Here is a 22,899-nt window from a genome sequence, read left to right on the forward strand (position 1 = left end):
CCGTAACTGTAGTGGGCCCAACAACTGCCCCGCACCAGTGCGCACCCCCCCGCCCGGGGGGCCCCCCCCCCCCGTATCTTGGGGTGTGGGGGGGGGGGGGCCGGGGGCCCCCCCGGGGGGGCCCCCACGCCGGGCTCCGGGAATCCGTGGTCCGTGTGCTTCCTGTCAGCTGCCGCCCATGCTCTCCATGGCCTTGCGGAGGCTCAACGGACGCATGTCCGTCCACACCTCCTTGAGGTACGCCACGCACTCCGCCCTGGTTCCGGTTTTGCCCTCATTTGCGCCAGCCGAGGGCGTTCTCCCGGAACTCGGGCCAAATCGAGTACTGCTCCTCGTGGTTGATGACCACCTTGCAGATCGTCTTGTCCTCGTCGGAATCGGACGCGTCCATCTCGGCCTCCTCGATGGTGCACCGCGGTCAGGATCACCACGGGAGCCCAGGCCGGTCCAGCCGGATCACTCTCCAACCGGGCTTCCTGCTCGCTCGTTCGAGCGATACGGATCGGGAAGCCTTGCGATCCGCGAGGCCGCACCGCACTGGCCACGGGGTGAGGGCCTGCTGCGGCCGGGCAGTTCTTCCGGGGCGGCAGGCCGTCCGGAGAGCGATGCGCGCGAGGCGGGGCCCGGTCTCAGGGCGCCCCGTGGCCGTCGAGCGTGTCCCAGAACAGGTGCTCGTAGGCCTGCAGGAGCAGCCCGTGCTCGCGGGCGGCGGCGAGGGTGCGGCCGTCGAGCGGGTGGGGGCCGAGGGCGTCGGCGGCCTGCCGCTCCAGCTCGGTGGCGGGCTGGGCGAAGAAGTCGAAGAAGGCGCAGGCGTCCTCGGGGAAGCCGTACTGGTCGCGCAGCCCCGGGCGACCGAGGCGCAGTAGCCGCCCCAGAGCGCGTAGTCAGGTGTCCAGCTCTGGATGCGGACGCGCTCCACTGATCGGGGAGTGGGGCAATGGCTAGCAAGGTGAAACACCTGGATCTTCTGCTTCGGAAGTCCCAGGTGGTCCGGGGAGCCGCGACCCGCGACATCCTGTCCTTGAAGGCCCAGGAGAGCCAGGGCCGAGCCTGGGGCAAGCGGATCGGTTATACGATCCGCCGGGTCTTCCGCGAGAACCTGTCTGCCTACAAGGCTGGGACCGTGCCGACTTCCAGGCTAACGGCATCATGAGCCTGGCCAAGCCGCTGCGAGCCAACCCCCGCGAGGTGGCCGCGCGCGTGCTCGAGAACCTCGGCGCTGACCAGGTGATCGCGGACCTGGAGGTTTCCGGGCCCGGCTTCATCAACGTCACCGTCACCGACGCCGCCATCCTCGAGCGCCTGGCCGCCCGCGCAGCCGACGCCCGCCTCGGTGTCGGCAGCCACACCGAGGCCGGCGTCACGGTGATCGACTACAGCCAGCCGAACATCGCCAAGGAGATGCACGTCGGCCACCTGCGCTCCACGATCATCGGGGACGCGCTCGTGCGCGCCCTCGAGTTCTCCGGCGAGAAGGTCATCCGGCGCAACCACCTCGGGGACTGGGGCACCCAGTTCGGCATGCTCATCCAGTACCTCATCGAGCACCCCGCCGAGCTCGACGAAGGCACCGAGCCGGACGACTCCGGGCCGTCGATGTCCCGCCTCAACCGCCTCTACAAGGCATCGCGCGCCAAGTTCGACAGCGACGCCGACTTCGCCGACCGCGCCCGGCGGCGCGTCGTCGAGCTGCAGGCCGGCCACGCCGAGACCGTCGCGTCCTGGCAAGGCATGGTCGACGAGTCGAAGGTCTACTTCGAAGCCGTCTACGCCCGCCTCGGCGTTCTCCTCGAAGACGCGGACGCAGTCGGCGAGAGCTACTACAACCCGATGCTCGCCGACGTGTGCGCCGACCTCGAAGCCTCCGGCGTCGCCGTCCGCTCCGATGGAGCCCTGTGCGTCTTCTTCGACGACATCAAGGGCCCCAACGGCGAACCGACCCCGCTCATCGTCCAGAAGAGCGACGGCGGCTACGGCTACGCCACCACCGACCTCGCCGCCATCCGCGACCGCGGCGGCATGCTCGGCGCCAACCAGCTCCTCTACATCGTCGACAGCCGCCAGGCCCTGCACTTCCGGATGGTCTTCGAGACCGCCCGGCGAGTCGGCTGGCTCCCCGACGACGTCCGCGCCCTGCACCTCGGCTTCGGCACCGTCCTCGGCAAGGACGGCAAGCCCTTCAAGACCCGCTCCGGCGAGACCGTCCGCCTCATGGACCTCCTCGACGAAGCCGTCGACCGGGCCCGCACAGTCGTCGCCGAGAAGAGCCCCCGGCTTCCCAGTAAGGAACTCGAAGACCGGGCCAGGCAGGTCGGCATCGGCGCGGTCAAGTACGCCGACCTGTCGACCTCCCGCACCCGCGACTACATCTTCGACGCCGACCGCATGGTCTCCCTCAACGGCGACACCGGCACCTACCTCCAGTACGCCCACGCCCGCATCCAGTCCATCCTGCGCAAGGCCCCCGAAGGCGCCACCCCGACCGCCCACCAGGACCTCGCCCTGGAGCCGGCCGAACCCGCCCTCGGCCTCCTCCTCGACGAATTCGGCACCACCATCGACCTCGTCGCCGAGACCTACGAACCCCATCGCCTCTGCGCCTACCTGCACAGCCTCGCAGCGGCGTACACCACGTTCTATGAGCACTGCCCCGTCCTCAAGGCCCCCAGCCGCGAGGTCATGGAGACCTGGCTGCTGCTGTGCCGGCTCACCGGCCAGACCCTGCGCCAGGGCATGGACCTCCTCGGCATCGGAACGCCAGAGCGGCTATAGCTGGGTAAAGCCTCCGGGCGGCGGTCAGCGGCCGACCCGCTCGGAGGCATTGCGTCGGGAGCGGGGCGGCTGGGCTGCGCTGCACCCCCTGCGAGCGCGGGGCTGACCGCGGCCTGGGTCGTCGAGATGTACTCGTCGATGGAGCAACCCCCGCGAGCGCGGGGCCGACCGTACGGCGTCGCGGCGCCGTACCAGTTCGCGAGAGCAACCCCTGCGAGCGCGGGGCCGACGCGGAGCCACCGGCTACCCGGCTACCGAGGAGAGAGCAACCCCCGCGAGCGCGGGGCCGACCCGGCGGTGGCGGTCGGTCAGGACTCGTCCAGGGAGCAACCCCCGCGAGCGCGGGGCCGACTGGTCGTCCACCGGCGAGAAACCGCCGGTCGTGGAGCAACCCCCGCGAGCGCGGGGCCGACCGCTCGGCGTCGGCGGCCTCCTGCTCGACGGCGGAGCAACCCCCGCGAGCGCGGGGCCGACAACCTGCTGCTCTGGGGCGTCCGCCTGAACTACGAGCAACCCCCGCGAGCGCGAGGCCGACCAGGTGGCGTACACCGACCATCCGGCGGGGTGGGAGCAACCCCCGCGAGCGCGGGGCCGACTATGGCGGTGTCGGAAATCGAAACTCCGGCCGAGAGCAACCCCCGCGAGCGCGGGTCCGACCGGTAGAGCAAGGCGCAACTAGGAGTAACCCCCGCGAGCGCGGGGCTGACGAACTGCTGAGTCTCGCAGCCATCTCCCGGGAGGAGCAACCATCGCCAGCGCGGGGCCGAAGACAGCCGAGCCCTGCTCCATGATTGCCGGCCCCTGCAGTGAGGAGTACTCCCTGCGAATGCGGGGTCGAGAACTCCTCGGCGGAGTCGAGTAGTTGGTGGCCCACCGGTACAGAGCAACCCCGTAATCGCGGGGCCGAGGCCCGGCTCGCCAGACGCCTCGGCCATCCGGAAGAGTGATCTCTGCGAGCGCAGGGCCGAGTTCGCGTTACGAGCGATGTTCCACAGCTCCCCACGTGCGCGGGGCCGACTACCTCTGGAAGTACTGGACTCGGCTGTAGGAGGAGCAACCCCCGCGAGCGCGGGGCCGACCACACCGCCCAGCACAATCTGACCGAGCAGTAAGAGCAACCTCCGCGAGCGCGGGGCCGACACATCTGCTCGCGCCCCGCGGCAACAGCCGGGGGAGCAACCCCCGCGAGCGCGGGGCCGACTGCATGTCTTCCACCACTTCGCCGACCGTGCGGGAGCAACCCCCGCGAGCGCGGGGCCGACAACAGGTCCCAACTCCGACCGCAATCGGTACAGGAGCAACCCCCGCGAGCGCGGGGCCGACCGGATTTGGGGCACGCCGGCCGCCGTCGCCAAGGAGCAACCCCCGCGAGCGCGGGGCCGACCCGCACGTCTCCGAGGCAGACCCCGCCGCCCCGGAGCAACCCCCGCGAGCGCGGGGCCGACTCCTCCAGCCACCGGCCGTAGGAGATCGTCCTGGAGCAACCCCCGCGAGCGCGGGGCCGACTCCGCCATGTCACCTGAGCAGATCGCCGTCGCGGAGCAACCCCCCGCGAGCGCGGGGCCGACGACGACTGGCCCGTAGGCCGCCCGGTTCTGCTGGAGCAACCCCCGCGAGCGCGGGGCCGACAACCTCGCCGCCGCCGAGTCCGCCCTCGACACCGAGCAACCCCCGCGAGCGCGGGGCCGACGGCATGGGGAGGGAGACGCTCATGTTCTGGGCCGAGCAACCCCCGCGAGCGTGGGGCCGACGCCCGCCCTGCGAGCCGTAGTTGTGGCCGGAGGGAGCAACCCCCGCGAGCGCGGGGCCGACACCTTCCAGGACCTGGTCGCCGAGATCTCGCTGGAGCAACCCCCGCGAGCGCGGGGCCGACTCGCAGGTGACGTCGGCGTACCACTCGATCGTGGAGCAACCCCCGCGAGCGCGGGGCCGACTGAGAGGTCCCTCAGTGAACATGCCTCACCCCGGAGCAACCCCCGCGAGCGCGGGGGCGACCTGCGCGGACGCCTGGTTGGCGGGCCGCTGGTCTCGTGGTGGGCGAGGTGACGTGGCGCGATGAGATGGCGCCGTGGCCGCAATGCTTTGAGACGGACAGGTCGCGGGTGAGCGATCCCGAGAGCAACCCCCGCGAGCGCGGGGCCGACCGGTACCACTGCGAAGTCCCCAGGCACGGAGCAACCCCCGCGAGCGCGGGGCCGACGGCGATGCCCGCTTCCGGACCCTTCGCAAGCAGGAGCAACCCCCGCGAGCGCGGGGCCGACCGGCGCCGGAAGCGCAGCGGCAGGTCGATGCGGAGCAACCCCCGCGAGCGCGGGGCCGACCTGTCGGCGGCCGAACGGGTGGTCAGCCGGTAGGAGCAACCCCCGCGAGCGCGGGGCCGACCCGGCGTCGAAGATTTCCGTCAGCCCCCTCAGGGAGCAACCCCCGCGAGCGCGGGGCCGACGTAACGGCATTCCGGTCATTGGTCAGAAACCAAGAGCAACCCCCGCGAGCGCGGGGCCGACAGGTACCGCAGCGAGATCGCCCACCGGGCGAGGGAGCAACCCCCGCGAGCGCGGGGCCGACTCGGCGGCGGCGTTCTCCCCCCACTTGCCGAGGGAGCAACCCCCGCGAGCGCGGGGCCGACGCCGTGCCCGCCCCCGCTGCCGGTGCCGCGGAGGAGCAACCCCCGCGAGCGCGGGGCCGACGCCGTGCCCGCCCCCGCTGCCGGTGCCGCGGAGGAGCAACCCCCGCGAGCGCGGGGCCGACGCCGGGAACGTAGCCCGCGGAGAAGAAGTGCAGGAGCAACCCCCGCGAGCGCGGGGCCGACAGCCACCAGGTCAGAGAGGTTTTGACGACCTCAGAGCAACCCCCGCGAGCGCGGGGCCGACATCGTGGCAGGCCGCGATCCACGCGACGGCCGGGAGCAACCCCCGCGAGCGCGGGGCCGACTCCGCAGGTCCCTGCTGACGGGCTCGGCCCTGGGAGCAACCCCCGCGAGCGCGGGGCCGACGACTTCGGGGCCGGGGGTGTGGGGGGTGGCTGGGAGCAACCCCCGCGAGCGCGGGGCCGACGCTCCGACGCAATCTGACGTATCGTCAGGACTGGAGCAACCCCCGCGAGCGCGGGGCCGACGGGATCGCCCACAGCGAGATCACCGACCACGCGGAGCAACCCCCGCGAGCGCGGGGCCGACGTTCGTCCGGACCGTCCACGTGGAGTCCACCGGGAGCAACCCCCGCGAGCGCGGGGCCGACAAGGCCCGGCCCACGCCCGGCAGATCGATCACGGAGCAACCCCCGCGAGCGCGGGGCCGACCTCGCGCGGCGGCACGCCGAACAGCTTCGACTGGAGCAACCCCCGCGAGCGCGGGGCCGACGCACCGCGAGGGTCTCGCGGGTACGCAACGCGGGAGCAACCCCCGCGAGCGCGGGGCCGACACCATCCTGCCCATCGCCTCGTATGCCGGCTCGGAGCAACCCCCGCGAGCGCGGGGCCGACGCGCTGGCTGTACCGCGCCGCCGGTAAGTACCGGAGCAACCCCCGCGAGCGCGGGCCGACTCGCGGTCTGCGGTGCCGTCGCGAGGGTCCCAGGAGCAACCCCCGCGAGCGCGGGGCCGACTTGGGCAGGGTGATCGTCAGGTCGAAGCCCTGGGAGCAACCCCCGCGAGCGCGGGGCCGACGTCTCCCAGCCGGGCTTGGGGTAGAAGTCCCGGGAGCAACCCCCGCGAGCGCGGGGCCGACTGCACGAAGAAACCGCCCTGGCCATCGACCCTGGAGCAACCCCCGCGAGCGCGGGGCCGACGGGGTCAGGGCCTCGCGCTGGGCCTTGGTCAGGGAGCAACCCCCGCGAGCGCGGGGCCGACGAGGGCCGCCTCCAGTACGGCCGGCCCTTCACCGAGCAACCCCCGCGAGCGCGGGGCCGACGGAGCCACCGCCCTGATCCTCGTGATCATCCTGGAGCAACCCCCGCGAGCGCGGGGCCGACGCGGTACGGGGGGTGCGATGCTGCTCACTGCGCGAGCAACCCCCGCGAGCGCGGGGCCGACCAAGCCGAGCCCCGCCTACCGGCTGATGGAAGGGAGCAACCCCCGCGAGCGCGGGGCCGACGCCACAAGGCTTGCCACCCATGCGTGGTCCGAGGAGCAACCCCCGCGAGCGCGGGGCCGACAAACCGTGTGGGCCGACGACCACTCCACCTGGGGAGCAACCCCCGCGAGCGCGGGGCCGACAGGGCCGGGCTGTCGGAGTGGGTGAAGCGCTGGGAGCAACCCCCGCGAGCGCGGGGCCGACACCGCGGGGCACCGGCCGTTGTCCTTGTCGTGGGAGCAACCCCCGCGAGCGCGGGGCCGACACGTCGCCGGACTCCACGAGGTGGCTGATGGCGGAGCAACCCCCGCGAGCGCGGGGCCGACGAATCCACGTGGCGGCGGAACCACCACCAGGCGGAGCAACCCCCGCGAGCGCGGGGCCGACAGGTCGGCTCCGGGGCGCACCAGCATGTGGTGGGAGCAACCCCCGCGAGCGCGGGGCCGACTCGGAGTACTCGACCTCTTTGCCGGTGCGCTCGGAGCAACCCCCGCGAGCGCGGGGCCGACAGCTGCTGCGCGTCGGCGTGGAGCACGAGGAGGGAGCAACCCCCGCGAGCGCGGGGCCGACGTGAGGTGGCGGAACTTCCACCGCATGGGCCGGGAGCAACCCCCGCGAGCGCGGGGCCGACGAGCCCGACATCTCGAAGCCGCCGACGTAGCGGGAGCAACCCCCGCGAGCGCGGGGCCGACTGATCGTCAAGGGGTCCGTCCAGGAGTGCGGGGGAGCAACCCCCGCGAGCGCGGGGCCGACGTGTTCTGCTCGGAGACGGAGAAGGGCAAGCGGGAGCAACCCCCGCGAGCGCGGGGCCGACTCCATGCGGACCCGCTCGCCGTGCGTCTGGGCGGAGCAACCCCCGCGAGCGCGGGGCCGACTCCCTGACCCAACTCACCGGCGTGGTGGAGGCGGAGCAACCCCCGCGAGCGCGGGGCCGACGGGTGGGGCTTCTCGTAGCCGGTGGCGGCTGAGGAGCAACCCCCGCGAGCGCGGGGCCGACACTTACTGACCTGCGACGTTCGGTGTCACGAGTCGCCGGCTGATTCAGTCCGATCGGAGCGAAGCTGATGTATGGCCTTCATCTCTCCTGGTTCCGAAGGGTGTTGTCAGTGGGGTGCTTTACGCTCCGCAGCGTACTCGTACGTGGAGGTGGAGACGGTGGCCGTGGATTGTTGGCAGTGGTATCCGTCCGAGGTCAGGGCCTGGCTGGGTGCGCTGTGGGGCAAGTCTGCCGGGAAGGCCGGGGGGACGGTCAACCTTCTGCTGTCGCACATGCTGGACACCGCTGCCGTGGCGGAGGTGATCTGGGACCGCTACCTGCCGCAGGTGACGCGGTGGCAGCTCGATGCCGTGGCAGGAGGCCCCGGTCGGGGGCGGCGGCTGTTCTCCTGGCTGTGCGGCATCCACGACTTGGGCAAGGCGACGCCGGCGTTCCAGCGGCTCGATGCGGCTGGGGAGGCGGCCGTGCGCGGGGTGGGGCTTTCGTGGGACAAGTACACTGTGAATGGCGCGACTTGGCGGCATGACAAGGCGGGAGGCCGTCTGCTGCGGGTGCTGCTTGAGAGGACGGGCTGGGCGCAGGAGCAGGTCGACTGGGTGTGGCCGCTGGTCGCGGGCCACCACGGGTTGTTCCCCACGGTGGGGCAGTTGGCTCCGAAGAAGGAGGACCTCCAGGGGAAGAGTCGGTCCTGGAAGGCGGCACAGTCGGCGCTGGTGGAGGTGTTCTCCCGGGAGCTCGGCTACGAGGGCGGCTCTCCGCTCGCCGAGGTGGAGCCCGCGTCGGTGCCGAGCCGGGCGGTGCAGCTGCAGTTGTCCGGCTTCGTGGTGATGGCGGACTGGATCGCCAGCGACGAGACGCACTTCAAGGGCGAGCCCGACCTGGCGAGGGTGACGATGCCGCGGGCACGGCAGCGGGCCACCGCCGCCTGGTCCGGGCTCGGGCTGCGCGGCGGCTGGGGGCGGTTGGCCGTTCCCGGCCCGGAGGTGTTCCAGGACCGCTTCGGCCACGGGCCCAGGCCGTCGCAGGAGTTGGTGCTGGATGTGGTGCGCCGGATGGGCGGGCCTGGCCTGGTGATCGTCGAGGCGCCGATGGGGGAGGGGAAGACGAAGACGGCGCTGGTGGCCGCCGAGGTGCTGGCGGCGCGCTTCGGCGCGGACGGGGTGTTCCTGGGCATGCCGACGCAGGCGACCGCGGACCCGATGTTCACCCAACTCCGGGCGTGGCTGGGCAAGATCGACACGGTCGAGGACGGGCTGGACGGCCAGGTCGCGCTGCTGCACGGCAAGCGGATGTTCAACAAGGAGTGGCGTGGCCTGCTGGAGGGCACGGGAGAGTGGGGCCAGGACGCCGATGACCGCTACTCGTCGGTGGGCGTGGACGAGTTCGGAATGCCGGCCGACTGCTTCGACGGCTGCGAGGGCGGCGAGCGCAGGGCTCCCGCGGAGTGGTTCCTCGGGCGCCGCCGTGGCCTGCTGAGCCCGTTCGCGGTCGGCACGATCGACCAGCTTCTCTTCGCCGCGACCCGCACCAAGCACGTCATGCTGCGCATGGCCGGCCTCGTGGGCAAGGTCGTGATCCTCGACGAGGTGCACGCTGCCGACGTCTACATGTCGCAGTTTCTGCTGGAGGGCCTGTGGTGGCTCGGGCAGGCCGGGGTGCCGGTGGTGCTGCTGTCGGCGACCCTGCCGCCGGAGCAGCGGCGCCGCCTGGCCGCCGCCTACCTGGCCGGCACGCGATCGGCGGAGGCGTCGGAGACGCTGGACGTCCCCGAGCCGGACGGGTACCCGAGCGTGACGGCGGTGTGGTCGGGACAGGACGGCCGGACGGAGTCACTGGTCAAGAGCACTGACTCCTGGCGCGAAGACCTGACCGTGCGGGTGGAGGCGCTCGGCGAACCGCCGGCGCGCAGCGGCACGCTCCCGGACGGCACCGACGGTCGCCCGGACACGGTCGTCGTGGACTACCTGAGGGAGCGGCTGGTCGACGGAGGATGCGTCCTGGTCATCCGCAACACCGTGGACCGGGCCCAGTCCACCTTCGACGCCCTGCACAAGGAGTTCGGCAGTGACGTCCGGCTCCTGCACGGCCGTCTCCACGCGGGCCACCGCGCGGACCGTACCCAGGAGGTACTGAAGCTCCTCGGCCCGCCGACCGCCGGCACCGCGCGCCCTCACCGGCTGATCGTCGTCGCCACCCAGCTCGCGGAGCAGTCGTTCGACGTCGACGCGGACCTGCTGATCACCGACCTCGCGCCGATGGACCTGCTCCTCCAGCGCATCGGACGTCTCCACCGCCACGACGGCGTCGAACGCCCCCGCCTCCTGTCACAGCCCGTTGTCGCCGTCACCGGAATCCACCTCGCGGACCGGAGCGCACCGCAGATCCTGCGCGCCTCCGAGAGGATCTACGGCCGCTACCTGCTGCTGCGCACGGCCGCCGAGGTCGAGCGCGCGGCGAGGGCGGCCGACGGCGTGTGGAGCATCCCCGGCCAGGTGCCGAACCTCGTCGCCGACGTGTACGGGCCCGGCCCCGTTGTCCCGGCCGAGTGGGCCGAGGCCGAGACGGAGGCCCGGAACGAGTGGGAGGAGCGGCAGGCCGAGCGCCGCGCGAAGGCCGCCCAGTACGTGCTGACCCGGGCCGGCGAGCACGCAGCGCCCACCCTGGAGGGGCTGCACTTCGGTGCCCACAGCAGGCTGGCCGAGGGGGGCTTCGAGGCGCTCGTCCGTGACGGGGACCGGAGCCTGGAGGTCGTCCTGGTGCACCGCATCGGGGAGGACGGGTTCCACGCGGTGACGGGGCGCAGGCTCGGGCCGAACGGCGAGGTCACGGCGGAGCTGCTGGACGACGTGCTCTCCGGGACGGTACGCCTTCCCGCCAAGCTGACCGCAGCGGCGGAGGATGCTCTCGGCCCGCTGGCGGGGTGGCGCGACCACCCGTGGCTGCGGTACAGCCCGGCCCTCGAACTCGATGAGAACGGTGAAGCCGTCCTTGGTGACTTCAGGCTGCGCTACGACGACCTGCTCGGCCTCATGGTGGGCGGCGGGCCCGCACACAGGTAGCGTGCGCCGGTGGAACAGGTGGAGTGTGCTCCCCGCTCGCGCGCCCCCAACTTTACGAGAATCGGCGGAAGTTCAGGGATTTCGGTCCATGGCCGGGTTCAGGCGGTGCGATGCTGAAGCAACTGCCGACGTAGACGTAACTAGTTGGGAGAAGAGCGCGTGCCCGGGTACAACCTTGTCGATGAACCGTGGCTGACGGTGCGGCCAGTCGACGGCGGAGCTCCTCTGGAGCTGGGGATCGCCGAGGTACTGGCCCGGGCCCACGAACTTGAAGGCATCGCCGTGGAGTTCTCCACCCAGCTGCCCGCTGTTCTGCGTCAGGTCCTGCTGCCCGTCGTCGCCCACGCCACCGGCGCGCCCCGAACCCTCCGCGAGAAGGGCGAACGGCTGGCCAGGGACGGCGGCGGGTTCACGGAGGACGAACTTCGCGATATTCGAACCTACCTCGACGACAACCGCGCACGGTTCGACCTCTTCGACCCGAAGGACCCTTTCGGGCAGGTCGCCGGGCTGCGTACCGCCAAGGACGAGACGAAGGGCGCAGCGGCCCTGGTGGCGACGGCGGCGAGTGGCAACAACGTCCCGCTGTTCGCCAGCCGTACGGACGCGGACCCGCTCGACCTGACGCCGGCCCAGGCCGCTCACTGGCTCGTCCACGCGCACTGCTGGGACACCGCGGCGATCAAGACCGGCGTCGTCGGTGACGACCAGGTCAAGGCGGGGAAGACGACGGGCAACCCGACCGGTCCGCTCGGGCAACTCGGCGTCGTCGTCCCAGTCGGACGGACGCTGTACGAAACCCTCCTGCTGAACCTCCCGGTCACTCCGGCCAGCGCCGAGGGCATCCCGCAGTGGCTGCGAGGCCCGCACGGTCCCGCGTGGGATGCCCGGGAGGATAAGGGCCTTCTCGACCTGTGGACCTGGCAGGCCCGGCGCATCCGGCTCATCCCGCACGAGGACGAGACCGGGCGGCTGAGGGTGGCCCGTGTGGTCATCAGTGCCGGCGACCGCCTCACGCCCATGGATGAGCGGGAGCCGCACACCGCCTGGACGTTCACGGCCCCGGCCAAGAAGTCCGCCTCGGCGCGGCCCGAGCGCCGACCGCGCCGCCACACCCAGGGCAAGGCCGCATGGCGCGGTCTGGACGCACTTCTCTCGGCGACCCGCCAGGGTCCGGAAAGCGCTTTCGAGACCAGCGTCCTGCTCGACGAGATCAGCGGCCTGCGGGAGATCGGCAGCCTCGACACCGACTACCCGCTCCAGGTCGAGACCTTCGGCATGGTGTACGGCACACAGTCGGCCGTGGTCGAGGACGTCATCCACGACTCAATCCCGCTTTCTCTGCTCGCCCTTCGTCAGGACAGCGAAGCCCACGACCTGCTCCTGGACGTGGCCGAGCAGGCGGAACAGCTGGCGCGGGCGGTCAACAACCTCTCCGCCGACCTGCGCCGGGCCGCAGGGACGGACCCCATCCCCTGGGACAAGGGCCAGCGCCCGGGTGAACTCCTCCTGCACGTACTCGACCCGCTGGTGCGCCGCTTGCTCGCCGGAGTCCGCGGAGCCGGTGGCGACGAGGACGTCCTGCACCGGGGCCGACTTGCCTGGGAGCAGGTCGCCCACCGCCGTGCGCGGGAGACGGCCGACGCCCTTCTACTGGCCGTGCCCGCTTCCACCTTCGGCGGTCGCTCCGTCGAACAGCCCGGCAAGGCGGGCAAGAAGCTGACCTACAGTCTCGGCACGGCCGGCGCCAACTTCCGGCGACAACTTGACGAGATCCTGCCCCGCTACGCCGACGCCCGCAAGCAGGCTGCGGCTGCCCGCCTGGCCGAGACCGGACCCGACTACGACTTCGAAGCCGACCCTGGAGCGGACTTTGACCACTGAGCAGAAGAGCGCCCCCAGGCGACTCCCGTACTGGGAGAGGGTCACCGCCTACGACCACGCCTGGCGCATCGACCCCCGCACCGGACAACCGGGCAGGCCGCCCGGAGAGGACCTCGCGGCCATGCGGTCGGGCCTCGGCCGGTCGGCGATGGACAGCCCCAGGATGTGGCCGCTGTACAGCTGCGATGTCGACGACAAGCTTGCGCTGCGGGACCAGGTCTCCGACGAGCAGGAGGCCGAGCACGCCGCGCTGGCCCTGTTCGGTCTTCACCAGCAGAGCCAGTCCAAGCCGATGCACCGCCGCGGTGTCAAACTCGGCCAGGCACTGCGCGCCCTGCGCCGAAGCGGCAAGTTCAGCGAGGAGGCGCTGGACACCCGGGTCGCCCAACTCGCGAGCGCCACCAGCGTGTCCGCGCTGCTGGTCCACCTTCGCGGCCTGGTCACCCAACTGCGCACCGTCGGCCAGCCGCTGGACTACAACCACCTGATGACAGACATCCGGGCCTGGCACCACACCGACCGCCGACCGGATGTCCGCGCCAAGTGGGCCATCGGCTACCAGGCCTGGAAGAACACGGACAGCGGCAAGCACCAGGAAGCCGCCGACTGACCACACCTTCCCCGACCAAGCTGTCAAACCGTCAAACTTCGAGGAGAAGCGCATGACCGACCGCCTCTACATCGACGTGCACATTCTGCAGACCGTCCCCCCGGCCAACCTCAACCGGGACGACAACGGCAACCCCAAGGAGGCGTACTTCGGCGGAAAGCGGCGCTCCCGCGTCTCCTCCCAGGCGTGGAAGCGCGCCACCCGCGTCCACTTCGCCGAGAGCCGGGACCGACAGGACCTCGGCACCCGCACCAAGCGGATCGCCGCCCAACTCACCAACGGCATCGCCGCGTCCACCGGCCTCCCGGCCGAGGACGCCGGGCGGATCGCCGACGCGCTGGTCAAAGAGACCGGGATCTCCGCAGGAAAGAGGGAAGGCGACACCGCCTACCTCCTCTTCTACGGCCGCCGCCAGCTCGACGGCATCGTCGACCTCGTCGCCGACACTGCCGCCGACCTCGCCGCCCTCGACGCGAAGGCCCTCGCCGAGGCCGTCAAAGCCCTGCCGGTCAAGGAGCAGTTGCAGAGCGGCCACCCCGCCGACGTCGCGCTCTTCGGACGCATGGTCGCCGACGTCCCCGGCCTGAACGTCGATGCCGCCACGCAGGTCGCCCACGCCATCTCCACCCACGCCACCGAACTCGAATTCGACTACTACACGGCCGTCGACGACGAGAACACCGCCGAGGAGACCGGTGCCGGCATGATCGGCACCATCGGCTTCAACTCCGCCACCCTGTACCGCTACGCCACCATCGGGCTGCACCAGCTGCGCGACAACCTCGGCGACGACAAGGCCACCGTCGACGCCGTCGACCTCTTCGTCGACTCCTTCGCCCGCTCCATGCCCACCGGCTACGGCAACTCCTTTGCCCACCGCACCCGCCCCAGCCTGGTCGCCGTCGTCGTGCGCGCCGACCAGCCCGTCAACCTCGTCTCCGCGTACGAGAACCCCGTCCCGGCGAGCCACGGCATCGTCGCCGAATCCGCCCGCCGCCTCGCCGCCGAGTTCACCACCGCCACCGAACAGTGGGGCGACACCCCCCTCTACGTCGGCATCTGCCACACCCTCGGCACCGGAACGGACGAGTCCGCGCAGGAATTGACGGGGGCATTCGGCACCAACCGGACCTTCACCGAGCTGCGCGACGGCCTGCGCACCGTCCTCACCGAGCGGGTGAACGGCAACTGATGCCCGCCGACCCCACCCCCGCACCAGCCCCGAACCACGAGCAGGCGGTCCTCGTGCTGCGTCTGGCCGGCCCGCTCCAGTCCTGGGGCGAGCGCAGCGCCTTCAACCGCCGCGACACACCGCCTCAGCCGACCAAGTCCGGCGTCGTCGGACTGCTCGCCGCCGCCGCGGGCCGCCCGCGTGAAGCGGACATCACTGACCTGATCGGCCTGCGCCTGGGCGTACGCATCGACCAGCCGGGCACGCTGCTGCGCGACTACCACACCGTCAGCGACTACCGTGGCCGACCGCTGCCGCAGGCGGGCGTCAACGCCAAGGGCCTGCAGAAGCCGACCTCTCCCGCCAAGGACACCCACGTCACCCACCGCTACTACCTCCAGGACGCGGTGTTCGTCGCCGCGGTCCAGGGCCCGGCCACCCTCGTCACCGCGCTCGCCGCGGCGATCCGCCACCCGGCCTTCCCCCTCGCACTCGGCCGGCGCTCCTGCGTCCCCACCCAGCCGATCACCCTCGGAGCGGTGCGGGCGGGCACCTTGGAATCCGTCCTCGCCGAGGAGCCCTGGCAAGCCGGAAAGGCGGCCAAGAACGCGTACCTGCGCCGGGCCGAGCGGGGACCGGAGCCGTTCTCCCCGCACCGGATCGACCTGGCCGCAACCTTCGACGACCCGTCCGGCCAGGACACCGCGCAGGACGTCCCGCGGTCCTTCTCACCTCGTGACCGCGGGTTCTCCACCCGGCGGATCCGCCACGCCTGGCTCGACGTCCCCACCGGTCTCCGCTCGACCGCCACGACCACGCCACCGGCCAATGAGGCCGGTGGCCACGACCCGTTCGCCCTCTTGGGCTGGTGACCCGATGACCTACCTCTCCCGTGTGCGCATCAACCCCCTGCGTGCCGCCAGCCGCAACCTGATCGCCAACCCCCGCGCGCTGCACGGCGCGGTCCTGGCCGGCATCCCCGACACTGCTCCCGGTGACCGCATCCTGTGGCGCCTGGACGCCGACCACCCGCGTCGGCCCGTGCTGCTGGTCCTCACTCCCTCCAAGCCGGACTGGACGCACATCGTCGAGCAGGCCGGATGGCCCGACGCCGAAGGCGAGCACTACGCGATCCGCGACTACAGCCCGCTACTCGGCCAGCTCGCCATCGGCCGCGAGTTCGCCTTCCGGCTCAAGGCCAGCCCCGTCCAGAACACCTCCAAGCCCGACAAGGCGAACCCGAACCGCACCAAGACCGCCGCCGAACTCCACCACCGCTCCTACCGCATGCCCCACCGCACCGCCGCCCAACAGCTCACCTGGCTCCTGGACCGGACCACCCGGTGGGGCTTCACCATCCCCGAAGCCCGCACCGACACCCCCGCACCGGGCCTCGAATCCTCTGCCCCGGACGCACCCGTGCAGATTGCCCGGGAGGTGCGGATCACCGACCGAAGCCGCAGCACGTTCACCAAGCCCGGCACCCGTACCCCCGTCACCCTCACCACCGCCACCTTCGAAGGCCACCTGCGCATCACCGACCCCGGCCTCCTCCAGGCCGCCCTCCTCGGCGGCATCGGCCCCTCCAAGGCATACGGCTGCGGCCTGCTCACCCTCGCCCCGCTGCCGAGCGGACCCCGCTGACCGATGGCCGACATCTGGTGGAAAGCCCACCCCCACGACCTGCACCGCCTCGCCGATCGCGTCTCCAGCGTCTACGTCGAACGCAGCCACATCGACCGCGACGAGAACGCTGTCGTCGTCATCAACAAACGCGAGACCGTGCGGGTCCCCGCGGCCATGGTGGCCGTGATGCTCCTTGGTCCCGGGACCCGCATTACCCACGGTGCGATCAACCTGCTCGCCGACTCCGGTACCACGGTGTGCTGGGTCGGCGAGCAGGGCGTGCGTATGTACGCCGCCGGCCTCGGCCCCAGCAGGGGCGCAGCCCTCCTCAACCGCCAAGCCTGGCTGGTCAGCCGTACCAAGGAACGCCTTGCTGTCGCACGGACCATGTACCGCATGCGCTTCCCTGGTGAGGACGTCAGCGCCGCCACCATGCAGCAACTGCGCGGCCGCGAAGGGGCCCGAATCCGCAAGCTCTACCAGGCTGAATCACGCCGAACCGGCGTTCCCTGGAACGGGCGCGTCTACAAGGCCGGCGACGCCTACGCCGCGGGTGACGACCTCAACCGTCTCCTGTCGGCGGGCAACGCCGCGCTCTACGGAATCTGCCACGCCGTCATCACCGGCCTGGGCGCCAGCCCCGGCCTGGGCTTCGTTCACACCGGGCTGGCGACCTCGTTCGTCCTCGACATCGCCGACCTCTACAAAGCCGAATACACCATCCCCCTGGCCTTCGACCTCGCCAAACAGGGCCACACCGAAGAACGCGACGCCCGCCTCGGCCTGCGCGACCGCATCGCCCAGGACAAACTGCTCGGCCGCATCGTCAACGACGTCAAAACGCTCCTGAGCCCGGACGGCACCGACATGCCCGACGTCGAGGTCAACGAACTCTGGGACGAACGAGTCGGCACCGTCCAGGGCGGCGTCAACTGGTCCGGAACCGAGGGCACATCGCCGCCCAGCGTCTCCGACCCGGGCATGGGCGACGAACACCTGGCCATCATCGGCCCGGAGTTCACCCAGGACGCAGGCAGCCCATGACCGTCATCATCCTCATCGCAGCCCCCGAAGGACTACGCGGACACCTCACACGCTGGATGGTCGAGGTCAACGCCGGAGTCTTCGTCGGCACCCCCAGCCGCCGCATCCGAGATCGTCTCTGGGACCTCCTCGCCACCCGGATCGGCGACGGCCAGGCCGTTCTCGTCGAACCGGCCACCAACGAACAAGGCTGGACCGTCCGTACCGCAGGGAAGGACCGCTGGAAGCCCGTTGACTTCGACGGACTGATTCTCTCCGCCCGCTCCCGCTGATAAACCAGCAGGTCACAAAGCGTCGGCCCCGCGCACGCGGGGGTTGCTCCGCTGGGGATCGTAGGACCCGACACACAATGCCGTCGGCCCCGCGCACGCGGGGGTTGCTCCTGCCCCCGGGCAAGTTCGCCGAGCAGGCCGTGGTCGGCCCCGCGCACGCGGGGGTTGCTCGGCCCAGAATCTCCGATTGCGAGACGAATTGAGGTCGGCCCCGCGCACGCGGGGGTTGCTCCGGTGCGGTCGTCGGTGACCAGGTGCATGCGGCGTCGGCCCCGCGCACGCGGGGGTTGCTCCTGGTCGGGGATGGTGCCGAGGTGGAATTCGTGATCGGCCCCGCGCACGCGGGGGTTGCTCCGGCCTGCGCCCGCGAGTCGTCACCTTCGAGCGATCGGCCCCGCGCACGCGGGGGTTGCTCCTCTCGGACTGGTCCCTGCACGGTGCGGCCTGGATCGGCCCCGCGCACGCGGGGGTTGCTCAGCAGGGCTGCGCCGCCGGCGGCCTCCTTCGCCATCGGCCCCGCGCACGCGGGGGTTGCTCCTGGAGCACAGTGCTGGCCACGTGCCCCTCCCTATCGGCCCCGCGCACGCGGGGGTTGCTCCGCGACCACCGTGCCGAGGACGGCCGGAACCGGATCGGCCCCGCGCACGCGGGGGTTGCTCCTCGCAGTCCGCGCTGGAGGTGCAGGACGCCGCATCGGCCCCGCGCACGCGGGGGTTGCTCCTCCGCGCCGTCAACGGACACCAGCCCCAGCAGATCGGCCCCGCGCACGCGGGGGTTGCTCGCTGTAGCCGTTCATGCGGCCGGTGCTCGCCTCATTGGCCCCGCGCACGCGGGGGTTGCTCCGAGGTCCGCGACGAGACCCCGGCCGACTTCGTATCGGCCCCGCGCACGCGGGGGTTGCTCCGCCGAGCGGACCCCCGCCGAGCTCACCGAGCTATCGGCCCCGCGCACGCGGGGGTTGCTCCCCCGACGAGTGGGAGGACGCCCGCTCCCGCTCATCGGCCCCGCGCACGCGGGGGTTGCTCCGCCCCGGTGAGCCAGCGCAGGACGGCGGGCCAATCGGCCCCGCGCACGCGGGGGTTGCTCCTGTGGATCTCCGACGCCCACGTGACGATCGGCATCGGCCCCGCGCACGCGGGGGTTGCTCCCGGCCCGTGGCCTCCGCCCTGACGACGGCGGAATCGGCCCCGCGCACGCGGGGGTTGCTCCCGACTGCGCGGCCTTTCCGAGGGGCATGTCCTATCGGCCCCGCGCACGCGGGGGTTGCTCCGAGGGTCCGGCCTATGGTGCCAGGGCCGCTTGATCGGCCCCGCGCACGCGGGGGTTGCTCCGTGGCGCCGGGGCGGCGCGGGTACACCCACCGATCGGCCCCGCGCACGCGGGGGTTGCTCCGCCCGGATGACCGCGCTGGAGACCGCTACCGTATCGGCCCCGCGCAGGCGGGGGTTGCTCCGCGGCCCTCATGTTGAAGAACGTGGCGACGGCATCGGCCCCGCGCACGCGGGGGTTGCTCGAAGCCATGGGCGGGCGCTGACCCCCTAACAGGATCGGCCCCGCGCACGCGGGGGTTGCTCCTGGTCCCGTTCACGCCGCCCGCTCGCGTCTGGATCGGCCCCGCGCACGCGGGGGTTGCTCCGCGGCCACCGCCTCGCCCACCGAGGCGAGCCAATCGGCCCCGCGCACGCGGGGGTTGCTCCAGGAACAGCGCGGCACCGCCCGCGGCCTCCTTATCGGCCCCGCGCACGCGGGGGTTGCTCCTCCGGGATCAGGATGTGCGCCTGCGGCCGGGCATCGGCCCCGCGCACGCGGGGGTTGCTCCGCCGGGTGGTCCAGCTCGTTCCTGGCCATGTCATCGGCCCCGCGCACGCGGGGGTTGCTCCGGCATCGAGGTGGGGCTCATGATGAGCTCCCGATCGGCCCCGCGGCACGCGGGGGTTGCTCCCGGGCTGGTGGGCATGCCGGTGTGGATGTGGAATCGGCCCCGCGCACGCGGGGGTTGCTCCCCCCGCATCGGCCATCTCCCGCACAGCAGGCTATCGGCCCCGCGCACGCGGGGGTTGCTCCGCGTTGCCATGGTCCTGAGCCTGCCGCCCGTAATCGGCCCCGCGCACGCGGGGGTTGCTCCTGGGGCGCGGCCGAGCGGCGGACGGCCGCCGGATCGGCCCCGCGCACGCGGGGGTTGCTCCGCGGCCAGGCACTGGGGGGTGTCGCAGCGCACATCGGACCCGCGCACGCGGGGGTTGCTCCTGCACCACGCCGATCAGCGCCACGATGACCGCGTCGGCCCCGCGCACGCGGGGGTTGCTCCCCCGCTACCTTCCTCGTGGCCCCGCAGCCGGGCAGGCGGTTAGATGAGCCGGTCGCGGTGGACGGCCGCGGTCTCGCGGAAGAGCTGGGCGAATCGTGCGCGGCTTCGCTGTTGGTGCTGTTCGGCCTGTCAGTCGGTGCAGTCCTCCACGTAGTCGGCGTCGTCGTCGCCGAGGTCCTCGAATTCGCTGTGGAGGAGCCAGCATCCGTGGATGCCGGTGAGGAGGTCTCCGACATGGTGTGCGGATTCGATCAGGCGCCATAGGAGACAGTCATCGAGCCGCCGCTCGGCAGGTTCGGCTTGGCGATCGCTTCGGAGACCTCGGCGAAGTGGCCGCGTTCCTGCTCGCGGCGCCAACCCGCGGTGTTGGGCTCCAGTGAGCCAGCGGCACTGCCGTGGTGAGTGCACGTGCGCCACGTGGCGTCGGACAGCTGGGTGCGCGTGCGGGAAAGACCCAGGAGAGGGCGGAGGTGTTCGCGCTGGCGGGAAGGACGGTGATGGGGCGGCGAAGTCGCCCTCGCCAGTGCCCCAGACGGATGACGCCAGAGCCCGCAAGAAGCGACACCCCCACGCCGTCCGCATCCTCGCCCGCGCCTGGCTGCGAGTGATCTGGGCCTGTCGGCGTGACGGAACCTGCTACGACCCTGTCGCCCACCGGGCCAACAACAAGATCGAAGCGACTCAAGAGTCGGCTCTGACGCCATAGGGTTGACTCAGGAAACTCATACGACGAGCGCGTAGCTGGCGAGCCGTTCGCGTTTCCGCTGGCCAGGACCCAGGTCGAAGTCTGTACATTTACCCCAGGCGGCGAAGTTGGCGACGAGGGCGGCCGCCGCCGAGGCGGGGCGGCTGTTGAGGGCGAGCCAGGCGAGGGCGGGCAGGGGTGCGCAGCGCGGCGCTCTCGCCCTCGGCCATGGTGGCGAACCAGCCGCCGAGCGGGCGGTCGGCGCAGCGGGTGGCGAGCAGGAGCAGGCTGCGCCGGTCGGAGGTGATGATCCGGTGCTGCTGGGCGGCGAGTTCGGCCAGGGCGGCACGTGGTGCCCGGCCGGCGGCGAGCGCGGTGACGAGGGCGGGGGCGGTGTCGCCGGGCGCCAACTCGGTGCGCAGGTCGCGGATCTGGTCGAGGATCGGGTGGTTCACCGGTGCCTCCGGGGCGGGGTGGGCTGGTCCGCTGCCCTTCCTACCGTCCCGGGGCGTGCGGATGGCGGCGACAGGCCGGGCGGCCCGGCACCGCGGCTCGCGTCCCGGTTCAGCCGCCAGCGCAGGCCTTGGTGACGTCGCTGGCGGCGGCGGAGACCGCTCCGAGGTCCGGCTGCCGTCCCTTGGCGGTGTCGTCCGCGGCCCGGTCGAGCTCCTTGGACAGCTTGTCGGTGGCGGCGTCGAGCTTGCCGTTGCCGTCCTGGCGCAGCTTCTTGACGTCCTCGCGGAGCTTGTGCAGGGCGTCGACGGTGTGCTTGCGCCGGGTGTCGTCGGTGATCTGCCCCACGTTGAGTGCCGAGTCGACCAGGTCCTGGACGTCCCCGGTGAGGCTGATGGCCCGCTTCCCGCAGTCGAGGGCCTGGTCGGCGTTGTCGCAGGCGGTGAACAGCGGGGCGGCCAGCAGCGTCGCGAGCGCGACGGCGGCCAGGCGGTACGGCTTCCGTGTCCTCATGTCGGTCTCCCTCCCGCTACCCTCAACGCGCTTGCACGGTATGGCGGTTCCGGGAGGGGGCCTGCCTCGGCGTTGGCCGCCGCCCGGACCCCCGGGCGGGCGGGGTGGCCGTCCCGCCCGCCCGGGGGAGTTCCGCGGCTCGCGTCAGTTGGCGATGACCTGGAGCTTGCCGCTGGTGCCGATGCTGCCGGTCACGTACAGGGTGTGCCCGTCCGGGCCGGCGGCCAGGCCGTCGAGCACGTCCTCGTCGGGCGACACCGTCTCGGCCGGGACGGCGTTGCCGGTGGCGGTGTCGAAGGAGAGCACGGACGGGCCCGCGGTGAAGTCGTTCTCGGCGAGGTAGAGGCGGGTGCCGTCCGCGCTGATCTGCGGGTAGCCCGTCGAGGGGTTGCCGGGGGCGAGGGTGAGGTGCTTGGTGACGGTGTCGGTGGCCGGGTCGATCAGGTCGGCCTGGCCCTGCTGCCCCACGGCGAACAGCCGGGTGCCGTCCGGGGTGAGGACGGGGTTGTAGTCGAGTGCGGTGGTGGTGCCGGGGACGGTCCCGGCCAGCGTGGGCGCGGTGCCCGCCTTCACGTGCTGGACGCCGGTGCTGGTGCCGACGTACAGGTCCTGGCCGTTCGGGCGGATCGCGGCGGTGCCGGTCATCGGGGCGGTCAGCTGGACCGACCCGGTGAAGGCCTGCTGCGCGGCCGAGAAGGCCAGCACCCGGGCCGGGGCGTTCTGGCGGTAGGCCGTCGGCCCGTTCTGGACGACGTAGACGCCGGTGCCGTCCGGGCTCACGGTCACGCCGGAGGCCGAGCCGGGGTACCACCCGGCCTGGCGCGGCTGGTCGGGCAGGGCGACGGTGGCCAGCACGGTCAGCGAGGCGGTGTCCACCACGACGAACTGCTGGCCGTTCGCGACGTAGAGCCGGGTGCCGTCCGGGCTGAGCGCGGCGGTGACGAAGGTCTGGGCGGTGCCCACCGGGACCTGGCCGGTGATCGTGTCGCTGCCGGTGTCGACGGCTTTGACGAGGAGGCCGGCGGTGCCGCCGTCCACCACGAGGTACGCCTTGGTGCCGTCCGGGGCGACCATCGGCTGGGCCCGGGTGTTGCCGACCTCGATGACGGCCTCGGTGCCGGAGACCGGCGCTGCCTGGGTGGCCGCGGCGGCCTGGGCGGCGGTGCCGGTGAGTGCCAGGACGGCCGCGGCGGCCGTGGCCGTGGTCCAGCGGGCGGTCGTGGCGCGAGTCCTCTTGGACATGGTTCCCCCTTGGTCGTGCGCACCGCGCGATTGCGGTGCAGGGGGAAAGGTAACCCGTGAATCTGACGGCTTGTGGATCAACCGGCGAACATCCGCGCTGCGACCGCGGTCCGCCCCCGGCCCGGGGGGGGGGGGGGGGGGGGGGGGGCCGCGGGGGCGGGGCGGGCGCGCGGGGGGGGGGGGGGCGGGCCGCGG

The 22,899-nt window shown here is 72.3% G+C and carries 17 protein-coding genes and 4 CRISPR repeat arrays; of the genes, 12 read left to right on the forward strand and 5 right to left on the reverse strand.

The annotated features are described in order from the left end of the window. Positions 1-165: 165 nt before the first annotated feature. Together ACPC54_RS35440 and ACPC54_RS35445 are read right to left on the reverse strand one after the other, a co-directional pair. Positions 166-246, reverse strand: a complete 81-nt coding sequence (locus ACPC54_RS35440; RefSeq protein WP_498970827.1) for a hypothetical protein — start codon at positions 244-246, stop codon at positions 166-168. A 28-nt stretch (positions 247-274) separates the two neighbouring features. Beyond that, positions 275-391: an MbtH family NRPS accessory protein gene (locus ACPC54_RS35445; RefSeq protein WP_498970676.1), complete on the reverse strand. Its 117-nt coding sequence runs from the start codon at positions 389-391 to the stop codon at positions 275-277. 250 nt (positions 392-641) lie between these two features. Between ACPC54_RS35445 and ACPC54_RS35450 the strand changes: the two genes are divergently transcribed. The 12 genes from ACPC54_RS35450 to ACPC54_RS35505 all read left to right on the forward strand — a co-directional run bounded on the left by ACPC54_RS35450 (position 642) and on the right by ACPC54_RS35505 (position 20,075). Then, positions 642-866: a hypothetical protein gene (locus ACPC54_RS35450; RefSeq protein WP_498970678.1), complete on the forward strand. Its 225-nt coding sequence runs from the start codon at positions 642-644 to the stop codon at positions 864-866. Between the two features lie 71 nt (positions 867-937). Further along, complete coding sequence (locus ACPC54_RS35455) at positions 938-1,153, forward strand: hypothetical protein (RefSeq protein ID WP_498970680.1); 216 nt, start codon at positions 938-940, stop codon at positions 1,151-1,153. Further along, a complete protein-coding gene (gene argS / locus ACPC54_RS35460; protein ID WP_498970682.1) occupies positions 1,150-2,772 on the forward strand; it encodes an arginine--tRNA ligase in 1,623 nt (540 codons plus the stop codon). The genes ACPC54_RS35455 and argS overlap by 4 nt, the downstream gene beginning before the upstream one ends. Before the next feature lie 1,050 nt (positions 2,773-3,822). After that, positions 3,823-4,768: direct repeats of the CRISPR family, unit length 29 nt; unit sequence GGAGCAACCCCCGCGAGCGCGGGGCCGAC. Between the two features lie 119 nt (positions 4,769-4,887). Continuing rightward, positions 4,888-7,837: a CRISPR direct-repeat array (repeat unit 29 nt; unit sequence GGAGCAACCCCCGCGAGCGCGGGGCCGAC). A gap of 164 nt (positions 7,838-8,001) precedes the next feature. After that, positions 8,002-10,896: a CRISPR-associated helicase Cas3' gene (gene cas3, locus ACPC54_RS35465; RefSeq protein WP_498970829.1), complete on the forward strand. Its 2,895-nt coding sequence runs from the start codon at positions 8,002-8,004 to the stop codon at positions 10,894-10,896. A 159-nt stretch (positions 10,897-11,055) separates the two neighbouring features. After that, positions 11,056-12,780 (forward strand): type I-E CRISPR-associated protein Cse1/CasA, encoded by a 1,725-nt coding sequence (casA, locus tag ACPC54_RS35470; protein WP_498970684.1) that lies wholly within the window; start codon positions 11,056-11,058, stop codon positions 12,778-12,780. Continuing rightward, complete coding sequence (casB, locus tag ACPC54_RS35475) at positions 12,770-13,390, forward strand: type I-E CRISPR-associated protein Cse2/CasB (RefSeq protein WP_498970686.1); 621 nt, start codon at positions 12,770-12,772, stop codon at positions 13,388-13,390. Before casA ends, casB begins: the two co-directional genes overlap by 11 nt. A gap of 52 nt (positions 13,391-13,442) precedes the next feature. Beyond that, positions 13,443-14,582 carry a type I-E CRISPR-associated protein Cas7/Cse4/CasC gene (gene cas7e, locus ACPC54_RS35480; protein WP_498970688.1) on the forward strand — a complete coding sequence of 380 codons (1,140 nt, stop codon included), beginning with the start codon at positions 13,443-13,445 and terminating at the stop codon, positions 14,580-14,582. Then, positions 14,582-15,433, forward strand: a complete 852-nt coding sequence (cas5e, locus tag ACPC54_RS35485) for a type I-E CRISPR-associated protein Cas5/CasD (protein WP_498970690.1) — start codon at positions 14,582-14,584, stop codon at positions 15,431-15,433. The genes cas7e and cas5e overlap by 1 nt, the downstream gene beginning before the upstream one ends. 4 nt (positions 15,434-15,437) lie before the next feature. After that, positions 15,438-16,205, forward strand: a complete 768-nt coding sequence (gene cas6e, locus ACPC54_RS35490) for a type I-E CRISPR-associated protein Cas6/Cse3/CasE (RefSeq protein WP_498970692.1) — start codon at positions 15,438-15,440, stop codon at positions 16,203-16,205. Between the two features lie 3 nt (positions 16,206-16,208). After that, positions 16,209-17,231, forward strand: coding sequence for a type I-E CRISPR-associated endonuclease Cas1e (gene cas1e, locus ACPC54_RS35495; RefSeq protein ID WP_498970693.1), 1,023 nt, complete (start codon positions 16,209-16,211; stop codon positions 17,229-17,231). Next, positions 17,228-17,503 (forward strand): type I-E CRISPR-associated endoribonuclease Cas2e, encoded by a 276-nt coding sequence (cas2e, locus tag ACPC54_RS35500; protein WP_498970694.1) that lies wholly within the window; start codon positions 17,228-17,230, stop codon positions 17,501-17,503. The genes cas1e and cas2e overlap by 4 nt, the downstream gene beginning before the upstream one ends. A gap of 21 nt (positions 17,504-17,524) precedes the next feature. Beyond that, positions 17,525-19,384: direct repeats of the CRISPR family, unit length 29 nt; unit sequence ATCGGCCCCGCGCACGCGGGGGTTGCTCC. A 93-nt stretch (positions 19,385-19,477) separates the two neighbouring features. Then, positions 19,478-19,811: direct repeats of the CRISPR family, unit length 29 nt; unit sequence ATCGGCCCCGCGCACGCGGGGGTTGCTCC. A 15-nt stretch (positions 19,812-19,826) separates the two neighbouring features. Continuing rightward, positions 19,827-20,075, forward strand: coding sequence for a hypothetical protein (locus tag ACPC54_RS35505; protein ID WP_498970696.1), 249 nt, complete (start codon positions 19,827-19,829; stop codon positions 20,073-20,075). A gap of 531 nt (positions 20,076-20,606) precedes the next feature. Here the strand turns inward: ACPC54_RS35505 and ACPC54_RS35510 are convergent. The 3 genes from ACPC54_RS35510 to ACPC54_RS35520 form a co-directional block, all read right to left on the reverse strand. Continuing rightward, positions 20,607-20,951: a hypothetical protein gene (locus ACPC54_RS35510; protein ID WP_498970698.1), complete on the reverse strand. Its 345-nt coding sequence runs from the start codon at positions 20,949-20,951 to the stop codon at positions 20,607-20,609. 109 nt (positions 20,952-21,060) lie between these two features. Further along, positions 21,061-21,462: a hypothetical protein gene (locus tag ACPC54_RS35515; protein ID WP_498970700.1), complete on the reverse strand. Its 402-nt coding sequence runs from the start codon at positions 21,460-21,462 to the stop codon at positions 21,061-21,063. A 144-nt stretch (positions 21,463-21,606) separates the two neighbouring features. Beyond that, positions 21,607-22,704, reverse strand: coding sequence for a hypothetical protein (locus tag ACPC54_RS35520; RefSeq protein WP_498970701.1), 1,098 nt, complete (start codon positions 22,702-22,704; stop codon positions 21,607-21,609). Positions 22,705-22,899 lie beyond the last annotated feature (195 nt).

The sequence above is a fragment of the Kitasatospora sp. NPDC094028 genome (genome assembly GCF_049543595.1).
In the GTDB taxonomy this organism is placed as follows: Bacteria; Actinomycetota; Actinomycetes; order Streptomycetales; family Streptomycetaceae; genus Kitasatospora.

Bases quoted from the DNA above. Each gene is read 5' to 3' on its own strand.
- ACPC54_RS35520 (WP_498970701.1), bottom strand. From the start codon at position 22,704: ATGTCCAAGAGGACTCGCGCCACGACCGCCCGCTGGACCACGGCCACG.
- cas5e (WP_498970690.1), top strand. From the start codon at position 14,582: ATGCCCGCCGACCCCACCCCCGCACCAGCCCCGAACCACGAGCAGGCG.
- cas2e (WP_498970694.1), top strand. From the start codon at position 17,228: ATGACCGTCATCATCCTCATCGCAGCCCCCGAAGGACTACGCGGACAC.
- cas6e (WP_498970692.1), top strand. From the start codon at position 15,438: ATGACCTACCTCTCCCGTGTGCGCATCAACCCCCTGCGTGCCGCCAGC.
- argS (WP_498970682.1), top strand. From the start codon at position 1,150: ATGAGCCTGGCCAAGCCGCTGCGAGCCAACCCCCGCGAGGTGGCCGCG.
- ACPC54_RS35455 (WP_498970680.1), top strand. From the start codon at position 938: ATGGCTAGCAAGGTGAAACACCTGGATCTTCTGCTTCGGAAGTCCCAG.
- cas7e (WP_498970688.1), top strand. From the start codon at position 13,443: ATGACCGACCGCCTCTACATCGACGTGCACATTCTGCAGACCGTCCCC.
- ACPC54_RS35515 (WP_498970700.1), bottom strand. From the start codon at position 21,462: ATGAGGACACGGAAGCCGTACCGCCTGGCCGCCGTCGCGCTCGCGACG.
- cas1e (WP_498970693.1), top strand. From the start codon at position 16,209: ATGGCCGACATCTGGTGGAAAGCCCACCCCCACGACCTGCACCGCCTC.
- ACPC54_RS35445 (WP_498970676.1), bottom strand. From the start codon at position 391: ATGGACGCGTCCGATTCCGACGAGGACAAGACGATCTGCAAGGTGGTC.